This is a genomic window from Akkermansiaceae bacterium (assembly GCA_019634595.1).
In the GTDB taxonomy this organism is placed as follows: Bacteria; Verrucomicrobiota; Verrucomicrobiia; order Verrucomicrobiales; family Akkermansiaceae; genus Luteolibacter.
Genome location: JAHCBC010000004.1, coordinates 456,916 through 473,269 on the forward strand (window position 1 = coordinate 456,916; position 16,354 = coordinate 473,269).

Annotated in this window: 13 protein-coding genes; 7 read left to right on the plus strand and 6 right to left on the minus strand. The window is 63.2% G+C overall.

The annotated features are described in order from the left end of the window. Positions 1 to 167 precede the first annotated feature (167 nt). Complete coding sequence (locus tag KF712_17115; GenBank protein MBX3742708.1) at positions 168 to 671, plus strand: ferritin-like domain-containing protein; 504 nt, start codon at positions 168 to 170, stop codon at positions 669 to 671. Between the two features lie 105 nt (positions 672 to 776). On the opposite strand, the gene KF712_17120 is transcribed toward KF712_17115, so the two are convergent. Continuing rightward, positions 777 to 1,349: a methyltransferase domain-containing protein gene (locus KF712_17120; protein MBX3742709.1), complete on the minus strand. Its 573-nt coding sequence runs from the start codon at positions 1,347 to 1,349 to the stop codon at positions 777 to 779. A gap of 82 nt (positions 1,350 to 1,431) precedes the next feature. Further along, on the minus strand, positions 1,432 to 2,751 hold the full coding sequence (locus KF712_17125; protein MBX3742710.1) for an amidohydrolase family protein: 1,320 nt from the start codon (positions 2,749 to 2,751) through the stop codon (positions 1,432 to 1,434). 113 nt (positions 2,752 to 2,864) lie between these two features. On the opposite strand from KF712_17125, the gene KF712_17130 reads away from it, so the two are divergent. Further along, a complete protein-coding gene (locus KF712_17130) occupies positions 2,865 to 3,908 on the plus strand; it encodes a beta-lactamase family protein (GenBank protein MBX3742711.1) in 1,044 nt (347 codons plus the stop codon). 4 nt (positions 3,909 to 3,912) lie between these two features. Here the strand turns inward: KF712_17130 and KF712_17135 are convergent, their stop codons facing one another. Beyond that, the gene (locus tag KF712_17135) at positions 3,913 to 4,683 is read right to left on the minus strand and encodes an MBL fold metallo-hydrolase (protein ID MBX3742712.1); all 771 of its coding nucleotides are present in this window, start codon (positions 4,681 to 4,683) and stop codon (positions 3,913 to 3,915) included. Between the two features lie 149 nt (positions 4,684 to 4,832). Here KF712_17135 and KF712_17140 point away from each other — a divergent pair, with 149 nt between their 5' ends. Then, complete coding sequence (locus KF712_17140) at positions 4,833 to 7,178, plus strand: AI-2E family transporter (protein ID MBX3742713.1); 2,346 nt, start codon at positions 4,833 to 4,835, stop codon at positions 7,176 to 7,178. 232 nt (positions 7,179 to 7,410) lie between these two features. On the opposite strand, the gene clpB is transcribed toward KF712_17140, so the two are convergent. Next, complete coding sequence (gene clpB, locus KF712_17145; GenBank protein ID MBX3742714.1) at positions 7,411 to 9,987, minus strand: ATP-dependent chaperone ClpB; 2,577 nt, start codon at positions 9,985 to 9,987, stop codon at positions 7,411 to 7,413. 145 nt (positions 9,988 to 10,132) lie between these two features. On the opposite strand from clpB, the gene KF712_17150 reads away from it, so the two are divergent. Beyond that, positions 10,133 to 10,867: a GDSL family lipase gene (locus KF712_17150; GenBank protein ID MBX3742715.1), complete on the plus strand. Its 735-nt coding sequence runs from the start codon at positions 10,133 to 10,135 to the stop codon at positions 10,865 to 10,867. Positions 10,868 to 10,877: 10 nt separating this feature from the next. On the opposite strand, the gene KF712_17155 is transcribed toward KF712_17150, so the two are convergent. Continuing rightward, positions 10,878 to 12,107, minus strand: coding sequence for a hypothetical protein (locus KF712_17155; GenBank protein MBX3742716.1), 1,230 nt, complete (start codon positions 12,105 to 12,107; stop codon positions 10,878 to 10,880). A gap of 139 nt (positions 12,108 to 12,246) precedes the next feature. Between KF712_17155 and KF712_17160 the strand changes: the two genes are divergently transcribed. After that, positions 12,247 to 13,335, plus strand: coding sequence for an Ldh family oxidoreductase (locus KF712_17160; GenBank protein MBX3742717.1), 1,089 nt, complete (start codon positions 12,247 to 12,249; stop codon positions 13,333 to 13,335). Positions 13,336 to 13,360: 25 nt separating this feature from the next. Here the strand turns inward: KF712_17160 and KF712_17165 are convergent, their stop codons facing one another. Next, positions 13,361 to 13,771 (minus strand): HIT family protein, encoded by a 411-nt coding sequence (locus KF712_17165; GenBank protein MBX3742718.1) that lies wholly within the window; start codon positions 13,769 to 13,771, stop codon positions 13,361 to 13,363. 66 nt (positions 13,772 to 13,837) lie between these two features. Here KF712_17165 and KF712_17170 point away from each other — a divergent pair, with 66 nt between their 5' ends. Both KF712_17170 and KF712_17175 read left to right on the plus strand, forming a co-directional pair. Continuing rightward, a complete protein-coding gene (locus tag KF712_17170) occupies positions 13,838 to 16,015 on the plus strand; it encodes an excinuclease ABC subunit UvrB (GenBank protein MBX3742719.1) in 2,178 nt (725 codons plus the stop codon). Positions 16,016 to 16,040: 25 nt separating this feature from the next. After that, positions 16,041 to 16,346 carry a hypothetical protein gene (locus KF712_17175; GenBank protein ID MBX3742720.1) on the plus strand — a complete coding sequence of 102 codons (306 nt, stop codon included), beginning with the start codon at positions 16,041 to 16,043 and terminating at the stop codon, positions 16,344 to 16,346. Positions 16,347 to 16,354: the final 8 nt, after the last annotated feature.

The window sequence follows — 16,354 nt, forward strand, 5'->3', positions numbered from 1 at the left end:
GGCGGGTGCCGCGAAATTTCAGACCGCAATCTGATTGGGCATCCCGCATTGCGGAAAGGACTGCGGTGGCTCGCATGAACCACCTTTCGCACTGACAACCAAGGCACTATGATACCGGCATGGTTTTTGCGTTGGGGAGACATGGAACCCGAACCACGCCAACAGCCATGATCAACAACCTCCAGCAACTTTATCACGACCAGCTCCGCGATCTCCATAGCGCGGAAACCCAGCTTATTTCCGCCCTGCCGGAAATGGCTTCAAACGCAACCGACCCGGACTTGCGGGAGGCATTTTCGAAACATCTGGATGAAACCCACGAACACAAGAGGCGGCTTGAAACCATCTGCGCCGGCATGGGCATCGACCCTGCCGGAGAAGACTGTGACGCCATGCGCGGTCTGATCAAGGAAGCGAAAAAACACATGGCAGGCACCACCCCCGGCGATGTGCGGGATGCCGCCCTCATCGCCTGCGCCAACCGGGTGGAGCATTACGAGATCGCCGCCTACGGGGTGGCCAAGGCATTCGCCGACGCGCTGGGCTATGATGAAGCGTTCAGGCTGCTGGGCGACACTCTCCAGGAGGAGGGAGACGCGGACAAGGTGCTGACAAAGATCGCCACCGGGGGGCTGTTCAGCCGCGGGGTCAACCAGGAAGCCATCCACTGAAATGATCGCCATCCCATTCCTGGCAGCCCCTACCTGCTGCGCCTGGCTTTTCAACCTGCCGGAGGATCCGAAGATCCCCCGCGATGAAACAAAGCCAACCCCGGATCATGAAGCTCCCGCCGCGCGCAGCACGGCGAGAAGAAGATAAGGAGCGGGCTTCAGGGTTCCCAATGCTCCATACCTAGCCACGCGCCAGCCCCGGGCCGGCAGCGTGGCCATCCATGCTTCCACCCTTCCGGCCTCTTCACTCCCGCCGTCGTGACCGGGATAGCACACGACGGACAGAACCCCACCGCCACGGATCAATCTGGCGGCGGCTTCCAGGGCTGTGAGCGTATCATCACCGGTCGCCACCGAGTGGTCCGCACCGGGCAGGTAACCGAGATTGAACATGATGGCCGCCACAGATCCTGCGTCCGCATGGTCCGCCATGGTGGAATGGGATTGGAGGAAAAATTCAACACGATCCGCATACCCTGCCTCCGTGATTCTCGCCCGTGACGAAACCACGGCCGCCTCCTGCACATCGAACGCAAGCACACGCCCTTCCGGCCCCACCGCCTCCGCGAGAAACAGGGTGTCATGCCCATTGCCCGCGGTGGCATCGATGGCGATATCACCAGCGGAAATGATCCCGCGGAGGATCTGCTGCGCGAGATCGGTTGGTCGTGGCGGCAAATGGGACATCACCGGCCCATCCTTCATTCCGGAAGGGTGACTTGCAACCGGAAGAAGCGGGGCACTTTCCAAGCCCGAACTCCTATTGCTTCCTCCCGCCGATCCACACTGCCTCGATCTTCTCCGTGTTCCGGATGTCCACCGTGGGATCGCCGCCGAGGATGAGGAAATCCGCCTGCTTGCCGGCCTCCAGGGTGCCCGTGCGGGCTTCATCGCCGATGATCTCCGCGCTGTTGCCGGTGGCGATGCGGATGACCTCCGCAGGAGCCAGTCCGGCGGCGACGAGGAGCTGGAGTTCGCGGTGTTCGCCGAAGCCCTGGACGCGCAACGGCTGTGCGCCGGAATCGGTCCCAAGCCCCACCTTGATGCCCGCCTCATGCAGGCGCTTCACGTTTTCCATGGCGCGGCCCAAGGTTTCCCTCGCACCGGGCCGTTCCTTGAAGGAGGCGAACATCTCCTCCACACCCGGTTCCAGCGCGTTGCGGAAAAACTCCGTCTCCATCCACTCCGGCTTGTCCGCATAGATGAAAAACGCCTCGTCCAGGAACAGGGTGGGTATGTAGGTGGTGCCACGCTGTTTCATCGCCGTGATGATCTCCTCATCCACCACCTTGTCCCGGATGCTGTGGGCGAGGATATCGACCCCTTCGGCCACCAGTTCCTTCGCGTCCGCCAGGTAATAGACATGAGCCGCCACCTTGATGCCGTGGCGGTGGGCTTCGTCGATGATCGCACGGCGCACCTCACGGGTCATGCGGACCGGGAGGTTCCCGCCCGCGTCATCGATCCAGATCTTGACGAAATCCGGCTTGAGCCGCGCCAACGCGGCCACCTGCTTCCGCGCCTCGTCCGCCGTGGCCGGGCGGTGGACCCGCTCCAGTCCGGATCCCATCGGCGGCACCCCACCCGCAGCCCCGAAGCCGAGGCCGGCGGTCAGCACCGCAGGACCGTCAGATGGTTTCCCCCGGCGGGCCTCCCGCAACTTGTAGATGAACTCCCCGTCCGCCCCCAGTGAGACCACGGTGCCGATCCCATACCTTCCATAAACGCCCAGTTGCCGCAGCACATTCTCCTCCGTGACATTCGCGCTGTCCGGCTTCGTTCCCTTCAGCACGCCGAGATGCGAGTGCGCGGCGATGAGTGCGGGCATGATGGTCTTTCCCTCCACATCGATGACCTCCGCCTTTCCGGGAATGGCGACCCCCGCTCCAACCGCGATGATTTTCCCATCCCGGATCACCAGCACCCCATCCTCCACCGGCGGATTGTCCGTGCCATCGACGAGGCGGACGTTCCTGAATGCGATCGCTCCCTCCCCGGATGCTTGCTTGAACTGCATGGATATCACGACTCCGGCGATGACGAACGCGATGCAGATGAGGATGAAAGGATAGCGGTTCATGACAGACGGGACTTCGGGACGTCCTGTTCATCCTCGGCCACACCGCCGGAATATCCAGAAACGATTCACGCCAAGTTCTCGCCTTCCGGAATCATTCCGGTAGATTGCCGGGAATGAACCGGCGTCAATGGCTCCGCCTCACCGTCACTGGCACCCTCTCCGGCGTCACCGGCTGTGCCTCCATGGGAGGCGGCGCTGGCGGCGGCGGCACTTTCCAGATCTCCACCGCCACGAAACGCCGGCTATCCTCCGCAGGAGCGGCGGGCTACGGCGTATGGCAGGGTGGCAGGATGATCGAAAGCCTGAATCCAGGTGCGGAACTCGGCGCGCTCAGCCTCACGAAATCCATCGCCGCGCTGGCCGTGGCACGTGCCGTCTCCGATGGCTGGCTGTCGCTGGACGGGAGCCTCACCGACATCATCCCGGAGTGGCGGAACGACGCGGCGAAGTCCCGCGTCACCATCCGCATGCTGGTGAACCAGAGCGCGGGCTTCGCGCCATCCGCGGGGCCGCTCTACCGTGGAAAGATCCAGGACAAGGGGAAAGTCGCCGTTTCCCTGCCCTTGGTGGATGCCCCGGGCACCCGCTTCCGTTATGGTCCGGCCTGTTGGGAAATCCTGGCGGAGGTGCTGCATCGCAAGCTTTCAGCGGATGGGAGCACCCTGGAAAAGTTCATCGACCGGGTGACCGGACGCATCGGCCTGCGCAGCCGTGACTGGCGGAAGGACGGGAAGGGCCGCTACTACCTTTCCACCGGAGCGGAGTATGGTGTGCGGGAATTGGGGAAGCTGGGCCGCACGCTCGGACGTCTGGCCCGTGGCGAGAACGACGCCGGACTGGATGGCGGTATTTTCCGCGACCTGGCATCCCCGCGCGGAGCGAACCCGATGTTCGGCGCCGGGATCTGGTGGAACCGCAACGCCCCGAAGGCAGGTGCCGCCGCCATCGAGCCGGAGCGCATGCTGGACGGCGTGCATGATCCAGCCTTCTGGAACCGCGCCTGCCTCTCCGCCCGGGCCGCTGCCGGATGGCTGGCCGTCATAGGATCAGGCGGGAAAAGGGTCTATGTGCTGCCGGAAAAGGACATCGTCATCGCCCGGCTCGGACGCGCCTATGGCTGGAATGACGGTGCGTTGCTGGATGGCCTGGAGGTGTGAACGCTCACGCCAGGAATGGGTTTCCACGCTTCTCTTCACCAACCGTGGTGGGAGGACCATGTCCGGGCAGGATCACGGTATGATCCTCAAGGGAAGCAAGCGCCGCTTTGATCCGCAGGATGGCATCATGGTAGTGTTCCGGATCGCAGCCCCCGATGGAGCCGGCGAAGATGGCATCCCCCGCGACCAGAACCGGCTGTGAAAGCCCCTCGATGATGTAGCCCAGCGAAGGACTGAAGTGCCCGGAAAGATCCACCGCCCGGATGGTGACCTCATCCAGCGTGAGGTGGGCACCCGTATCCACATGGATGGCACCGTCGATGAGCGGCCCGTACTTCTGGACGGAAAAGGCATCCATTCCGGAAATGTGGTCCGGGTGGCCGTGGGTGAGGAACACCGCGGAAGGCTCCACTTTCATACGGGCGAGTTCCGCAGCGGCGGAGTCCGGATCATCCCCGGTGTCGAAAAGCAGATACCGCCCGCCTTTGGAAACCAACCAGGCATTCACATGATCGCCGTTGAACGGCAGGATCAGCCGCTGGATGTCCGGCAGATCCAGATGCTCCGGATGGTACTCCAGATGGCCTGCGTACGCCTCCGGGGAGAGTCCCAGCGCCTCCGCCAGCACGGCGGCGGTGTGTGGATCGAACCTGCCGCGGGAAAATGAAGCCACCTTCTGCGCGGGCAGCCCTGATTTCCCGGCAATCTCCTCCAGAGAGAGAGCCTGCCCCCGCAGAGCTTTCTTCAGAACGTAGGTGAAATCATCTTCAAGCATCCCAGTTACAATCGGACGGGATGGGAAAACCACAAGCGGCAATGATTCCGTGATATGGGAGTCCGGAATGGGGCATTCCTTCCTTTCTTTTTCCCGGAAGGATTATCCCGTTGCAATCCCTCCTCCAACCACCGAAAGGATTGGACTATATGGAAACACCGCGGCCGCAGTCATCCTCACAGGGTGCGATCAACGGTCTATGGACCATCGGTCTGTGTTCGTTCGTCATCGCCGCGCTGTACTTCGGGCGGGAGATCCTGACACCCATCGCGCTCGCGGCCCTGCTCACGTTCCTCCTGTCCCCGCTGGTGACGCGGCTCCAGCGGTGGGTGGGCCGCATCTGCGCGGTGCTGCTGGTGGTGATCATGATGCTCGGCCTCACCATCGGTTCGGGCTGGATCCTCACCCGCCAGATCGTGGATCTGGGAACAAAGCTCCCGGACTACAAGGAGAACATCCGGATGAAGATCAAAGCGTTCCAGCTTCCCTCCGGCGGCGCGTTTTCCAAGCTCTCCGAGGCTTTCGAGGATCTCAAGAAAGACCTCCCGATGGGGAACGGGAACATCCGTGAAAAAGCGGACGAGGGGATCCGGAAACTGGAACCGCAGGAAAGCGGCAGGGCCATCCCGGTGGAGGTGGTCTCCACTCCTGACGCCTCTCCGCTGGAGCTTTTCAAGCTGATCGTCGCGCCGGTGGTGGGACCGCTGGGAACGGCGGCGCTGGTGCTCCTGCTGATGGTCTTCATGCTGTTGCAGCGGGAAGACCTGCGGAACCGGATCATCCGGCTCATAGGCCAAGGCAGGATCAGCGCGACGACCAGCGCGATGGACGACGCGGCGGCCCGTGTTTCCCGTTATCTTTTCATGCAGTTGGTCGTGAATGTGACCTATGGCATGGGGGTGGCGCTGGGGCTGTGGATCATCGGGGTGCCGAACGCCATCCTGTGGGGGACCTTCGCCACCGTGCTGCGCTTCATCCCCTATGTCGGACCGTGGATCGCAGCCGCGTTTCCCATCATCCTCTCCATCGCGGTCTCTCCGGACTGGTGGATGCCGGCGAAGGCCATCGCCCTGTTCGTCGTGCTGGAACTGGTCAGCAACAATGTGATGGAACCGTGGCTCTACGGCTCCAGCACCGGGGTGTCCTCCATCGCGCTCATCGTCGCCGCGGTCTTCTGGACCTACTTGTGGGGGCCGGTGGGTCTGGTGATGGCAACTCCCATCACCGTCTGCATCGCCGTCATGGGGAGGCACATCCCCCAGCTCGCCTTCCTGAACGTGATCCTCAGCGATGAGGATGCGCTGACACCGGCGGAGGATTGTTACCACCGGTTGCTGCGCTCCGGAGGAGACGATGAACTGGAGTTGGCCGAGTCCTACCTGAAGACCCACACGCTCACGGATTTCTACGACAGCATGCTGATCCCCGCGCTCATCGCGGCAGGCAGGGATCAGGGCCGCGGAGTTCTGGACCGGGACCAGCTCAACCAGGTGGAGCATGCCATCGGGGAGTTGCTGGAAGAACTGGACGAACGGCTGCCGGGAATCGCCAAAGTGCCCGAATCCCTGCCGGAGCATGTCAGTTCATTGGTCGGCCCCTGCCGGATCCACTGCGTGCCCGCAAAGGCGGAGCGTGACAGGCTCTCCGCGGAGATGCTCGCCCAGTTGCTGCGGATCCAGAAGTTCGAGGTGACGATCTCCCCTCCCCAGCTCACCGCATCCGAGAAACTGGAGCGGATCCGGCAGGAGGATCCGGATGTGATCTGCATCTCCGTGACCGAGCCGACCACCCCATCCCAGGCCCGCTATCTCTGCATGAAATTCCGCGCGGCCCTGCCGAAAAGGAAGATCGCCATCGGACTTTGGAGCATGTCCACCATTCCTCCGGAAACGGAAAAAGCGTTGCGGGAAGCGGGAGCGGACCTGATCATGAAAGGCGTGGCCGACACCCACATCGCCGTCATGCGGCTGGCCAGTGCGTTCTCCCGCGAGATGCAGCCCGCCCCCATCCCGGCCAACGACGAGGCACGGGTTCAGGCGTTGGAACTGAGCGGTGCCATGAAGACATCGGATGACTTCACGGTCGTGACGGACAAGCTCACCCGGATCTTCGAGACCCCCATCGCCATCCTCAGCCTGATCGACAGGGACACGCAGCATTTCAAGGCCCAGTCCGGCCTCCCGGACGAACTGAAGGGAGGCGGAGGCAGCCCGCGCGAAACCTCGATCTGCGGCCACGTGGTCGCGGCGGACGAGTTCGTCATCATCGAGGATCTCGCGCGCGACCGGCGATTCGCCGGAAACGCGTTCGTGAAGAAGAACGGCTTCCGCTTCTACGCGGGCGCGCCGGTCCACTCACCGGACGGCCATGCCATCGGCTCGCTCTGCCTCATCGACACGAACCCGCGGGATTTCACCCAGCGCGAGCGGAAGCTGCTGGAGGAATACGCCGCGGAGGTGTCAGATGACATCCGCCGGGCGACGGATGCCATCTGATGGGGAGGAGCACTTGGAAGCCGATGTGCCTGGAGCACCGGGCGGCCTTTGCTGGGTAGCCGAGTAAGGAGGGGGGACATTGCGGCAGAGCCGCCATGTCCGCTGCGCTCCCATTCCTGTCCCCCGGCGGCATTGGCGGATGAAGGGAAGAGTGGATCAATCCCACGATTCCTTTGCTATGGGTTCCCGTTGCAGCAGGAGGACAGGAGTATCCTCCCTCCTCACTGCCTCCTTACTCCACCGCGAAGGTCATCAGGCCGTTGTGGATGTCCGCGCGGATGACATCACCTTCCTTGAAGTTGCCGTCCAGCACCTCGAGGCTGAGCGGGTCGAGGAGGTGGTGCTGGATCGCGCGCTTCAGCGGGCGGGCGCCATACACCGGATCGTAGCCCTGGTTGCCCAGGTATTCCTTCGCCCCTTCGGACAGCGCGAGCGCGAGGCCCTGCTTGGCCAGACGCTTGCGCACGCGCTCGAGTTGGAGATCGACGATGGTCATCAGTTCGTCCCGCTGCAGGCGGTCGAAGATGATCGTTTCATCGATCCGGTTGAGGAACTCCGGCCGGAAGTGCGCGCGCAGGGCTTCGGTCACCTTCGCCTCACGCTGCTCCGCATTCTCCTCCGCCAGGATGTACTGCGAGCCGATGTTGGAGGTCATGATGAGCACGGTGTTCCGGAAGTCCACGGTGCGCCCCTGGCCGTCCGTGATGCGTCCATCATCCAGCACCTGCAGCAGCACGTTGAAGACATCCGGGTGGGCCTTCTCAATCTCATCGAAAAGCACCACCGAATACGGCTTCCTCCGCACCGCCTCACTGAGCTGGCCGCCCTCGTCATAGCCGACGTAGCCCGGAGGCGCGCCGATCAGGCGGGAGACGCTGTGTTTCTCCATGTATTCGGACATGTCGATGCGGACCATCGCCGCTTCGTCATCGAACAGGAACTCCGCCAGTGCCTTGGAAAGTTCCGTCTTCCCGACACCCGTCGGTCCGAGGAAAAGGAACGAGCCGATGGGGCGGTTCTCATCCTGCAGGCCGGCACGCGCGCGCCGCACCGCGTTGGACACCGCCTTGATCGCCTTCTTCTGGCCGATCACCCGGGCACCCAGCCGCTCCTCCATATGGACGAGCTTCTGCTTCTCCCCTTCCTGCAGGCGGTTCACCGGGATGCCGGTCCATGAGGAAACCACGCGGGCGATGTCTTCCTCCGTGACCTCCTCCTTCAGCATCGCGCCGTTGGTCTGGAGCGAGGCGAGCTGGTCCTTCGCGTCGTCCAATGCCTTGTTGGCAGCGGGCAGTTCGCCATAGGTGATCTCCGAGGCACGGGTGAGGTCACCGATGCGCTGGGCCTTTTCCGCCTCCGTCTTGAGGATCTCGATCTGCTCTTGCGCCCCGCGCACCTCGTCGATGATCTCCTTCTCATTGCGCCACTGCGCCATGAGGCCCGACGACTGCTCGCGCAGGTTCGCCTGTTCTTCCTTCACCTTTTCAAGGCGTGCCGCGGATCCCTTGTCGGTTTCCTTTTCCAGCGCCTTCTTCTCCATCTCAAGCTGGAGGATCTGGCGTTCCAGGGTGTCGATCTCCGTCGGCATGGAGTCGAGTTCGATCTTCAGCCGGGACGCGGCCTCATCCATGAGGTCCACGGCCTTGTCCGGCAGGAAGCGGTCGGAAATGTAGCGGTCCGACAGCGTGGCTGCGGCGACAAGCGCGCCGTCCTGGATGCGCACGCCGTGGTGCACCTCGTAGCGTTCCTTCAGCCCGCGCAGGATGGCGATGGTGTCCTCCACCGATGGCTCCCCGACCATGACGGGCTGGAAACGGCGCTCCAGCGCGGCGTCCTTCTCGATGTGCTTGCGGTATTCATCCAGCGTGGTCGCGCCGATGGTCCGCAGCTCACCGCGTGCGAGCTGGGGCTTGAGCAGGTTGGAGGCATCCACTGCGCCCTCGCTGGCACCGGCACCGACGATGGTGTGCAGCTCGTCGATGAACAGGATGATCTGGCCGTCCGACTCCGTCACCTCCTTGAGGAAGGCTTTCAGCCGCTCCTCGAACTCGCCGCGATACTTTGCGCCCGCCAGCATGCCGCCGAGATCCATGGCGATCACGCGCTTGTTCTTCATCGAGTCCGGCACGTCGCCGGAAACGATGCGCCGCGCCAGCCCTTCGACGATAGCCGTCTTGCCGACGCCTGGCTCACCGATGAGCACCGGGTTGTTCTTCGTACGCCGGGAGAGCACCTGCAGCACGCGACGGATCTCATGATCCCGGCCGATGACCGGGTCGATCTTCCCGGCACGGGCGCGTGCGGTCAGGTCGTTGCCGTATTTCTCCAGCGTCTGGTATTTTCCCTCCGGCTGGTCGTCCGTGACCTTCTGGGAACCACGGACGCTGTCGATGCCTTCCTTCGCGGAGGCTTCCGTGAGCCCCGCGTCCTTCAGGAGTTTGCCCGCAGGGGAGTCCCCCTTGAGCGCACCGAGCAGGAAATGCTCCACGCTGAGATAGTCATCGCCCATCCCTTCGCGGATGGTATCCGCGGCATCCAGCGTGGAGCGCAGACCCACACTGATCTGCGGCTGGGTGCTGGCTCCCTGGACACGCGGCTCCCGGTCGAGCGCGGATGCCACCGCAATCTTCAGGTGGTTTGTGTCCACCCCCGCCTTCTGCAGGATGGGCACGGTGATGCCGCCTTCCTGCTGGAGCAGGGCGAGCAACACGTGCGCGCTTTTCAGCTCGGAATGCGATGACTTGGAAGCCAGCCGCTGGGCGGACTGGAGCCCCTCCTGTAACTTCTGAGTGATTTTTTCGAGTCCCATGATTTGATGCTACACCGTTCCCTAGCATTCGCCTTTATCAAATAAAGGATGCGGAAAATTTGAGAAAATCCGCCTCCTTCCATCTCCGCGCTGACTATTTTTCCATCGTCAGCCCTCCCCCATTTCCTCCACGCTCCCGGCTGTCATGAAACTCAGAACCGTTCTCGCTTTCGCACTCACCTCCGTCTTCGCGCTCGCCCAGCCCGCCGCTCCGGCGGCGGATGCTGCCCGCTCCACCACCCCGGGCGACCGCCTTGCCGAAGGCTGGTGGAAGGATCGCTGGGAGGCGAAGGTGAAAGCCACCGCGGAGGCCCGGGACAGCCAGCTTGTTTTCCTCGGTGACTCGATCACCCAAGGCTGGGAAGGCGCCGGCAAGAAAACCTGGGAGGAGAAGTTCGCCGCCTACAAGCCGCTCAACCTCGGCTTCTCCGGCGACCGCACGGAGCATCTGCTGTGGCGCATCGAGCAGGACAAGGAGAGTCTCAAGAAGCTCAGCCCGAAGGTGGCTGTCATCCTCATCGGCACGAACAACACCGGCCACCAGCAGCGCCCGGCCGGGGAAACCACCGCCGGCATCAAGGCGTCCCTCGACGCGCTCCACGCCATCTGGCCGAAGACCAAGCTGCTGGTCCTCTCCGTCTTCCCACGTGGTGCGGATGCGAACGATCCGCACCGCAAGCTGAACGATGAGATCAACGCGGAGGTGGCGAAGCTGGCGGACAACAAGACCATCTTCGTGCAGGATATCTCCTCCTCCCTCATGAACGCGGATGGCACCCTTTCCAAGGAAATCATGCCGGACCTGCTGCACCTTTCCCCGAAGGGTTACGAGCTGTGGGCCGCCGCCATCGAGCCGAAGCTGAAGGAGCTGGGCCTGTAAGCCCGCGCCTTCATTCCCTGGAGTAACCCTCCACCGTGCGCCGCAGGATTTCCGAGATCCTGCGGCGTTCCTTTTCCCCGATCTCCGGGAAATCCTTCCCCTGCTCCAGCACTTCCTTCAGCCGGGAAAAGACCGCGCCTTTCACCCGTGGCGGCAGCACCTTGAAGGCCTGTGAATAGATCATGTAGGAACAGCGGCTCTTGAACAGGCGGCTGCCGAGCTGGAACTCCGCCAGCGTGCCACCGTCGTCCGTTTTGGGGTAGCGCGCGGCAAAGGCATCTTGGAAGGCGGCATCGCCATCGACACCGCCATCCCCCATCGGGGCCTCGTCCTTGAACAGCATGGCCTCCACGATGGCCACCGCATGTTCATCCGCCGTCTTCCCCGCACGGCCGTCATCCGGGTCCGCGTCCGGCTCCAGGGTCTTGGAAAACCAATGCAGCCGCCGGTATTCCATGGAGGCGGAGACCAGCAGGTTGTGCATGCGGCACTGGTGCTCCAGCACCATCAGGGAAACGATGTCGCTGGTGTTGCGGAGGTATTTCGAAACGTCGATCACATCGTCCAGCGTACGGTGTTGCACGGCTTCGGTGACGCCATCACGCTCATCCGCCTCCGTGTAGATCCGGTTGCCCAGGTGCGGCAGTGAACTGTTCCCGGTGACGTAGTAGCCGCCCCAGCGGATGGGGATGGGGCTGCGGGCGTCGATATGGTCCATCCCCAACTTCAGGATCAGGTGGCCGTCCTCATCCGGATGCACCGAGCGGATGAGAACCCCCGGCACGGACTCCGTGCGGCGCGTGCCATGACAGGCGAGGCACGCGTTGCCATCCCTGGCGACGATCTTCGCGGGATCTTTCTGCGCCAGGTCGATGAGGTAGAAGGTCATGCCCAGCACCGGATCATGCGTGATGATCTCGATGTCGCCTCCCGGTACGAATCCGACATAGGAGTTCTCGTTGAAATACAGGCACCGTGGATTCTTCGGGCGTATGAGGGCGTTCTGCTGGCTGGTCTGGGAATAAACCAGCACCTGGGACTCCACCGGCACGTCCAGCATCTCCAGCACGCCCGCCAGTTTCTGGAGGTCCGTCTCCCCCTTGAGCGTCGTTTTCCCGGAGGCGAGGTCGGCCGCGAGCCGGGCAATGCGGTCCGTCGCCTGCGTGTCGGAATACCGGATGGGCTCCATCTCCCAGTAATCCACTGCTCCCGCCGTTCCGCAGAAGGCGCTCAGGATCATGACGGGAAACCGCTTCAACACCCCGAAACTGAATCTCCGGAGGCACGCCCGCAAACCGAAATCCGTACCACTTTCATACCACTCGACAACCCGGGCCGTTCCATCTTTCCATATCCCCGCAACAGTTGCATACAAATCCATGTCCGAATTTCTCGTCATCCCACGCGCCGACCATGATTCGCTCGTCATCGCCGCCTACCAATCCCGCGGCTACTCCGCGGATGAAGCCGCCGAGGGCGCGAAGCTGGCCGCTGAAGCAGCCCGTCACGGCATCCGCACCCACCACGCGCTGAAGGCGCTGCACTTGGACCACCTTTTCGGCTCGGAGATCGGAGGCTGCGTTCCCGGCGCGGAGATCGAGGTGCTGCCGTCCCGTTTCCCCGCCTCCGAGCGTTGGAACGCGAACAAGAAACTGGGCCAATCCGTGGCCTACCGGGCCATCGACCGCGCCATCGAACTGGCGGACCAATACGGCGTCGGCCAGATCGCCGTGGACAACACCTTCCATTACCTCTGGGGCGGCGGCTACGTGATGGAGGCTGCGGAGCGCGGCTACTACGCCTACACGAACTGCACCTCCACCCTCGCAGAGGTGGTTCCTTTCGGCGGAAAATTCCCGACGCTGGGCACGAACCCGCACTCCTGGGGCATCCCGAGCACGGAGGCGAACGGCTTCCCCATCGTGATGGACTGGGCGACCTCCACCGTGGCCATGGGCCGCGTGCAGGCGCTGAAGCGCGAAGGCAAGCAACTGCCTCCGGGTGCCGCCGTGGACAAGGACGGCCAGCCGACCAACGACCCGCACCAGGTGGCGGCGCTGCTGCCTTTCGGCGGCCACAAGGGCTACGGCATGTCCCTGCTCAACGAAATTTTCGGCGGACTCATCGGCGGATCACTTCCGACCATCCGTGGCCGTGAGACAACTATCCCCGGTGAGAAAACCACCACCGTCTTCTACTTCCAGGTCATTCATCCGGACGCCCTTTCCGGCGGCAATTTCGCCCAAGGCCGCACCCAGCAGGGCAACCTCAAGGCGGTGCTGGACGACGTCCTGGGCCACGGCAATGAAAACGCCATGCTCCCCGGCCAGATCGAGGCCGGCTTCCGCAAGCGTTCCGACGAAGCGGGCGGCATCCTGTTCACGGACGCCGAAGTGGCGGAGTTCAACGAACTGGCGGCGAGCCTCGGCTTGGCGACCTGGGATGTGTCCGCGCTGAAGCGCGCCTGAAAATCAACCGCGAGCCGTTACCGCATCACTCCAGATCAAGGGCGATGCGGGCGGCTTCGCGGATCTCCTCCACCTCCCCATCCGTATAGGCCTTTTTCCCGTCAAAGGCCCAAACGGTGCCGGGCCATGCGGGATCCCCGCTGGTCCGCCCGACGATGTGGATGTGCATCTGGCGGACGATGTTGCCGATGCAGGCGACGTTGAGTTTTTCAGGAGAGAAGTGGGATTCCACGAACTCCGAGACGTGGCGCACGACCTCCAGGACCTCGGTGTAGCGCTGCGGCGGGAGCTGATGCAGGTCCTCCACCCCCTCCACCTCCGGGACCAGAATGAGCCACGGAAAATGGGCGTTGTTCTTCAGCAACAGCCGGCACCCGGCGGTCCGGCCCAGCGCGAAGCCGCCATTTTCCAGCTTGGGATCGAGCGTGAATGCCATGCATGAGGAAGGCATCATCGGCGGCCCTTGTCACCCCCGGATTCCCGGTTTAGCCTCGCGGGGCCGATGCCCTTCAAACTCGCCAGCAACTACGAACCCCAGGGCGACCAGGCACAGGCCATCGCCAAGCTGACGAAATCCCTGCGGGCGGGGAACCGGCACCAAACGCTGCTGGGCGTGACCGGCTCCGGCAAGACCTTCACGATGGCGAACCTGATCCGCGACATCGGCAGGCCGACGCTGATCATGAGCCACAACAAGACGCTCGCCGCGCAGCTTTACTCGGAGTTCAAGAATTTCTTCCCGCACAACGCGGTCGAGTACTTCGTTTCCTACTTCGACTACTACCAGCCGGAGGCCTACATCCCGCGGAGCGACACCTACATCGAGAAGGATTCCTCCATCAACGACGAGATCGAGCGGCTGCGGCTCAGCACCATGGGTTCCCTGCTCACCCGCAACGACACGATCGTGGTGGCGTCGGTTTCCTGCATCTACGGCCTCGGTTCCCCGGAGGACTACAAGGGCCGGATGCTGAAGGTTTGGAAAGGCCAGCGGATCACGCGGGAAGAGTTCCTCAGCGAACTGGTGGGCATGCTTTTCGAGCGGAACGACATCGCCTTCGGCCGGGGAAAATTCCGCGTGCGCGGGGACGTGGTGGAGATCCACCCCGCCTATCTGGAGAACACCGCCATCCGGGTGGAATTTTTCGATGACGAGGTGGAGCGCATCACCAGCATCCACACCGTTTCCGGCCACGTGATTGACCGGCTGGAAGAGCACACTTTTTTCCCGGCCAAGCAGTTCGTCACGGAAGGGAACAAGATGCGGAAGGCCGTGGTCGCCATCCGGGAGGAGATGACGGAGCAGGTGGCGAAGTTCGAGAAAGAGGGCAAGCTCATCGAGGCGCAGCGCCTGCGCATGCGGACGGAGTATGATCTGGAGATGATGGCGGAAATGGGATTCTGCCAGGGCATCGAGAACTACTCCCGCCACCTCACGGGGCGCGAGCCGGGCGCGCGTCCGCACACGCTGCTGGATTTCTTCCCACGGGACTTCCTGCTGTTGGTGGACGAAAGCCATGCCACGATCCCCCAGGTCGGCGGCATGTATGAGGGCGACAAGAGCCGCAAGACGGTGCTGGTGGACCACGGCTTCCGCCTGCCCAGCGCGCTCGACAACCGGCCGCTGCGTTTCGACGAATTCATGCAGATGACGGACCAACGGGTGTATGTTTCCGCGACGCCCGCCGCCTTCGAGATCGTCAACTCCCGCCCGGAGAACAAGGCGTGGATCCCGGTGAAGTCCCGCGATGACATGGGCGGCTTCACCCACATCGACCTGAAGAAGCTGCGGGTGAAACCGAGCGGAAATGAGGAGCCGGTGGAGGATTTCGATCCGTCGAAGCGCGGCACTCCCCTGGTCGTGGAGCAGATCATCCGGCCTACGGGGCTGCTGGATCCCACCCTCACCCTGCGCCCGCTCAAGCACCAGATCGACGAGACCATCGAACTCTGCCGCCAGCGTGTGGAACGGCATGAGCGGGTGCTGGTCACCACGCTCACCAAGAAGACGGCGGAGGACCTGTCCGAGTATCTCCAGGGGACCGGGCTGAAGGTCCGCTACCTGCACTCCGACATCGACGCGATCGAGCGGGTGGAAATCCTCCGCCAACTGCGCGCGGCGGCGTTCGACATCCTCATCGGCATCAACCTGCTGCGGGAGGGCCTGGACCTGCCGGAAGTGTCGCTGGTCTGCATCCTGGACGCGGACAAGGAAGGCTTCCTGCGGAATGAAACCTCTCTGATCCAGACCGCTGGCCGGGCCGCGCGCCACGTCGGCGGCGAATGCGTGCTTTTCTGCGACAACGTCACGGATTCCATCCAGCGCCTGATGGATGTGACCGAATACCGCCGGAGCCGCCAGATCGCCCACAACGAGGAGCATGGCATCACCCCGCAGAGTGTGAAGCGGGCGGTGCAGCAGAGCCTCCAGACGCACGAACGCACGGTGGCGGGGGCGGACCAGCTCAACGCCTCCCTCGTCGCCGAAGACGCCGCCGCCTACGACAAGGTCCGGGTCATCGCCGAACTGGAGGAGGAAATGCGCGAGGCCTCCTCACGCCTTGAGTTCGAACGGGCGGCCCACCTCCGCGACCAGATCACCGCCCTGAAGAACGGCCGGACGACCGGGCAGCCGCCCGTGGAGGTGAAATATCCGAAAGGACGGCGGTCAAAGCGATGAGCCGGTATTTGGAATTTTGGGAAACTTGACCAAATGTAACAATTTCCTCACGGTGCCCCCCGTGTTCAGCGCGAAAGCAGACCGCCCTTACTTCGATGCCTGGCTGAAGCGGACGCGGAAACAACTCGCCGTCAGCGGACGCCTGTCACAGACCGCCCTCCTTCTTTCCCAACAGGAAGGCGGCACGATGGAAAGCTGGGCCGAACGCCTGCGGGGCCTGCTGGACGGACACGAAGTCCCATCCCTCGATCTGCTGACCAGGATCGACACCCTCCTTTCCCACACACCTTCCCCGCCTCCTCATCAGGAAAGCCAGGGTTCCCTCTGGTGAAAATCCCG

Coding starts and splice junctions, on each gene's coding strand:
- KF712_17115 (MBX3742708.1), top strand. CDS start 168: ATGATCAACAACCTCCAGCAACTTTATCACGACCAGCTCCGCGATCTC.
- KF712_17125 (MBX3742710.1), bottom strand. CDS start 2,751: ATGAACCGCTATCCTTTCATCCTCATCTGCATCGCGTTCGTCATCGCC.
- KF712_17130 (MBX3742711.1), top strand. CDS start 2,865: ATGAACCGGCGTCAATGGCTCCGCCTCACCGTCACTGGCACCCTCTCC.
- KF712_17135 (MBX3742712.1), bottom strand. CDS start 4,683: ATGCTTGAAGATGATTTCACCTACGTTCTGAAGAAAGCTCTGCGGGGG.
- KF712_17140 (MBX3742713.1), top strand. CDS start 4,833: ATGGAAACACCGCGGCCGCAGTCATCCTCACAGGGTGCGATCAACGGT.
- clpB (MBX3742714.1), bottom strand. CDS start 9,987: ATGGGACTCGAAAAAATCACTCAGAAGTTACAGGAGGGGCTCCAGTCC.
- KF712_17150 (MBX3742715.1), top strand. CDS start 10,133: ATGAAACTCAGAACCGTTCTCGCTTTCGCACTCACCTCCGTCTTCGCG.
- KF712_17155 (MBX3742716.1), bottom strand. CDS start 12,107: ATGATCCTGAGCGCCTTCTGCGGAACGGCGGGAGCAGTGGATTACTGG.
- KF712_17160 (MBX3742717.1), top strand. CDS start 12,247: ATGTCCGAATTTCTCGTCATCCCACGCGCCGACCATGATTCGCTCGTC.
- KF712_17165 (MBX3742718.1), bottom strand. CDS start 13,771: ATGGCATTCACGCTCGATCCCAAGCTGGAAAATGGCGGCTTCGCGCTG.
- KF712_17170 (MBX3742719.1), top strand. CDS start 13,838: ATGCCCTTCAAACTCGCCAGCAACTACGAACCCCAGGGCGACCAGGCA.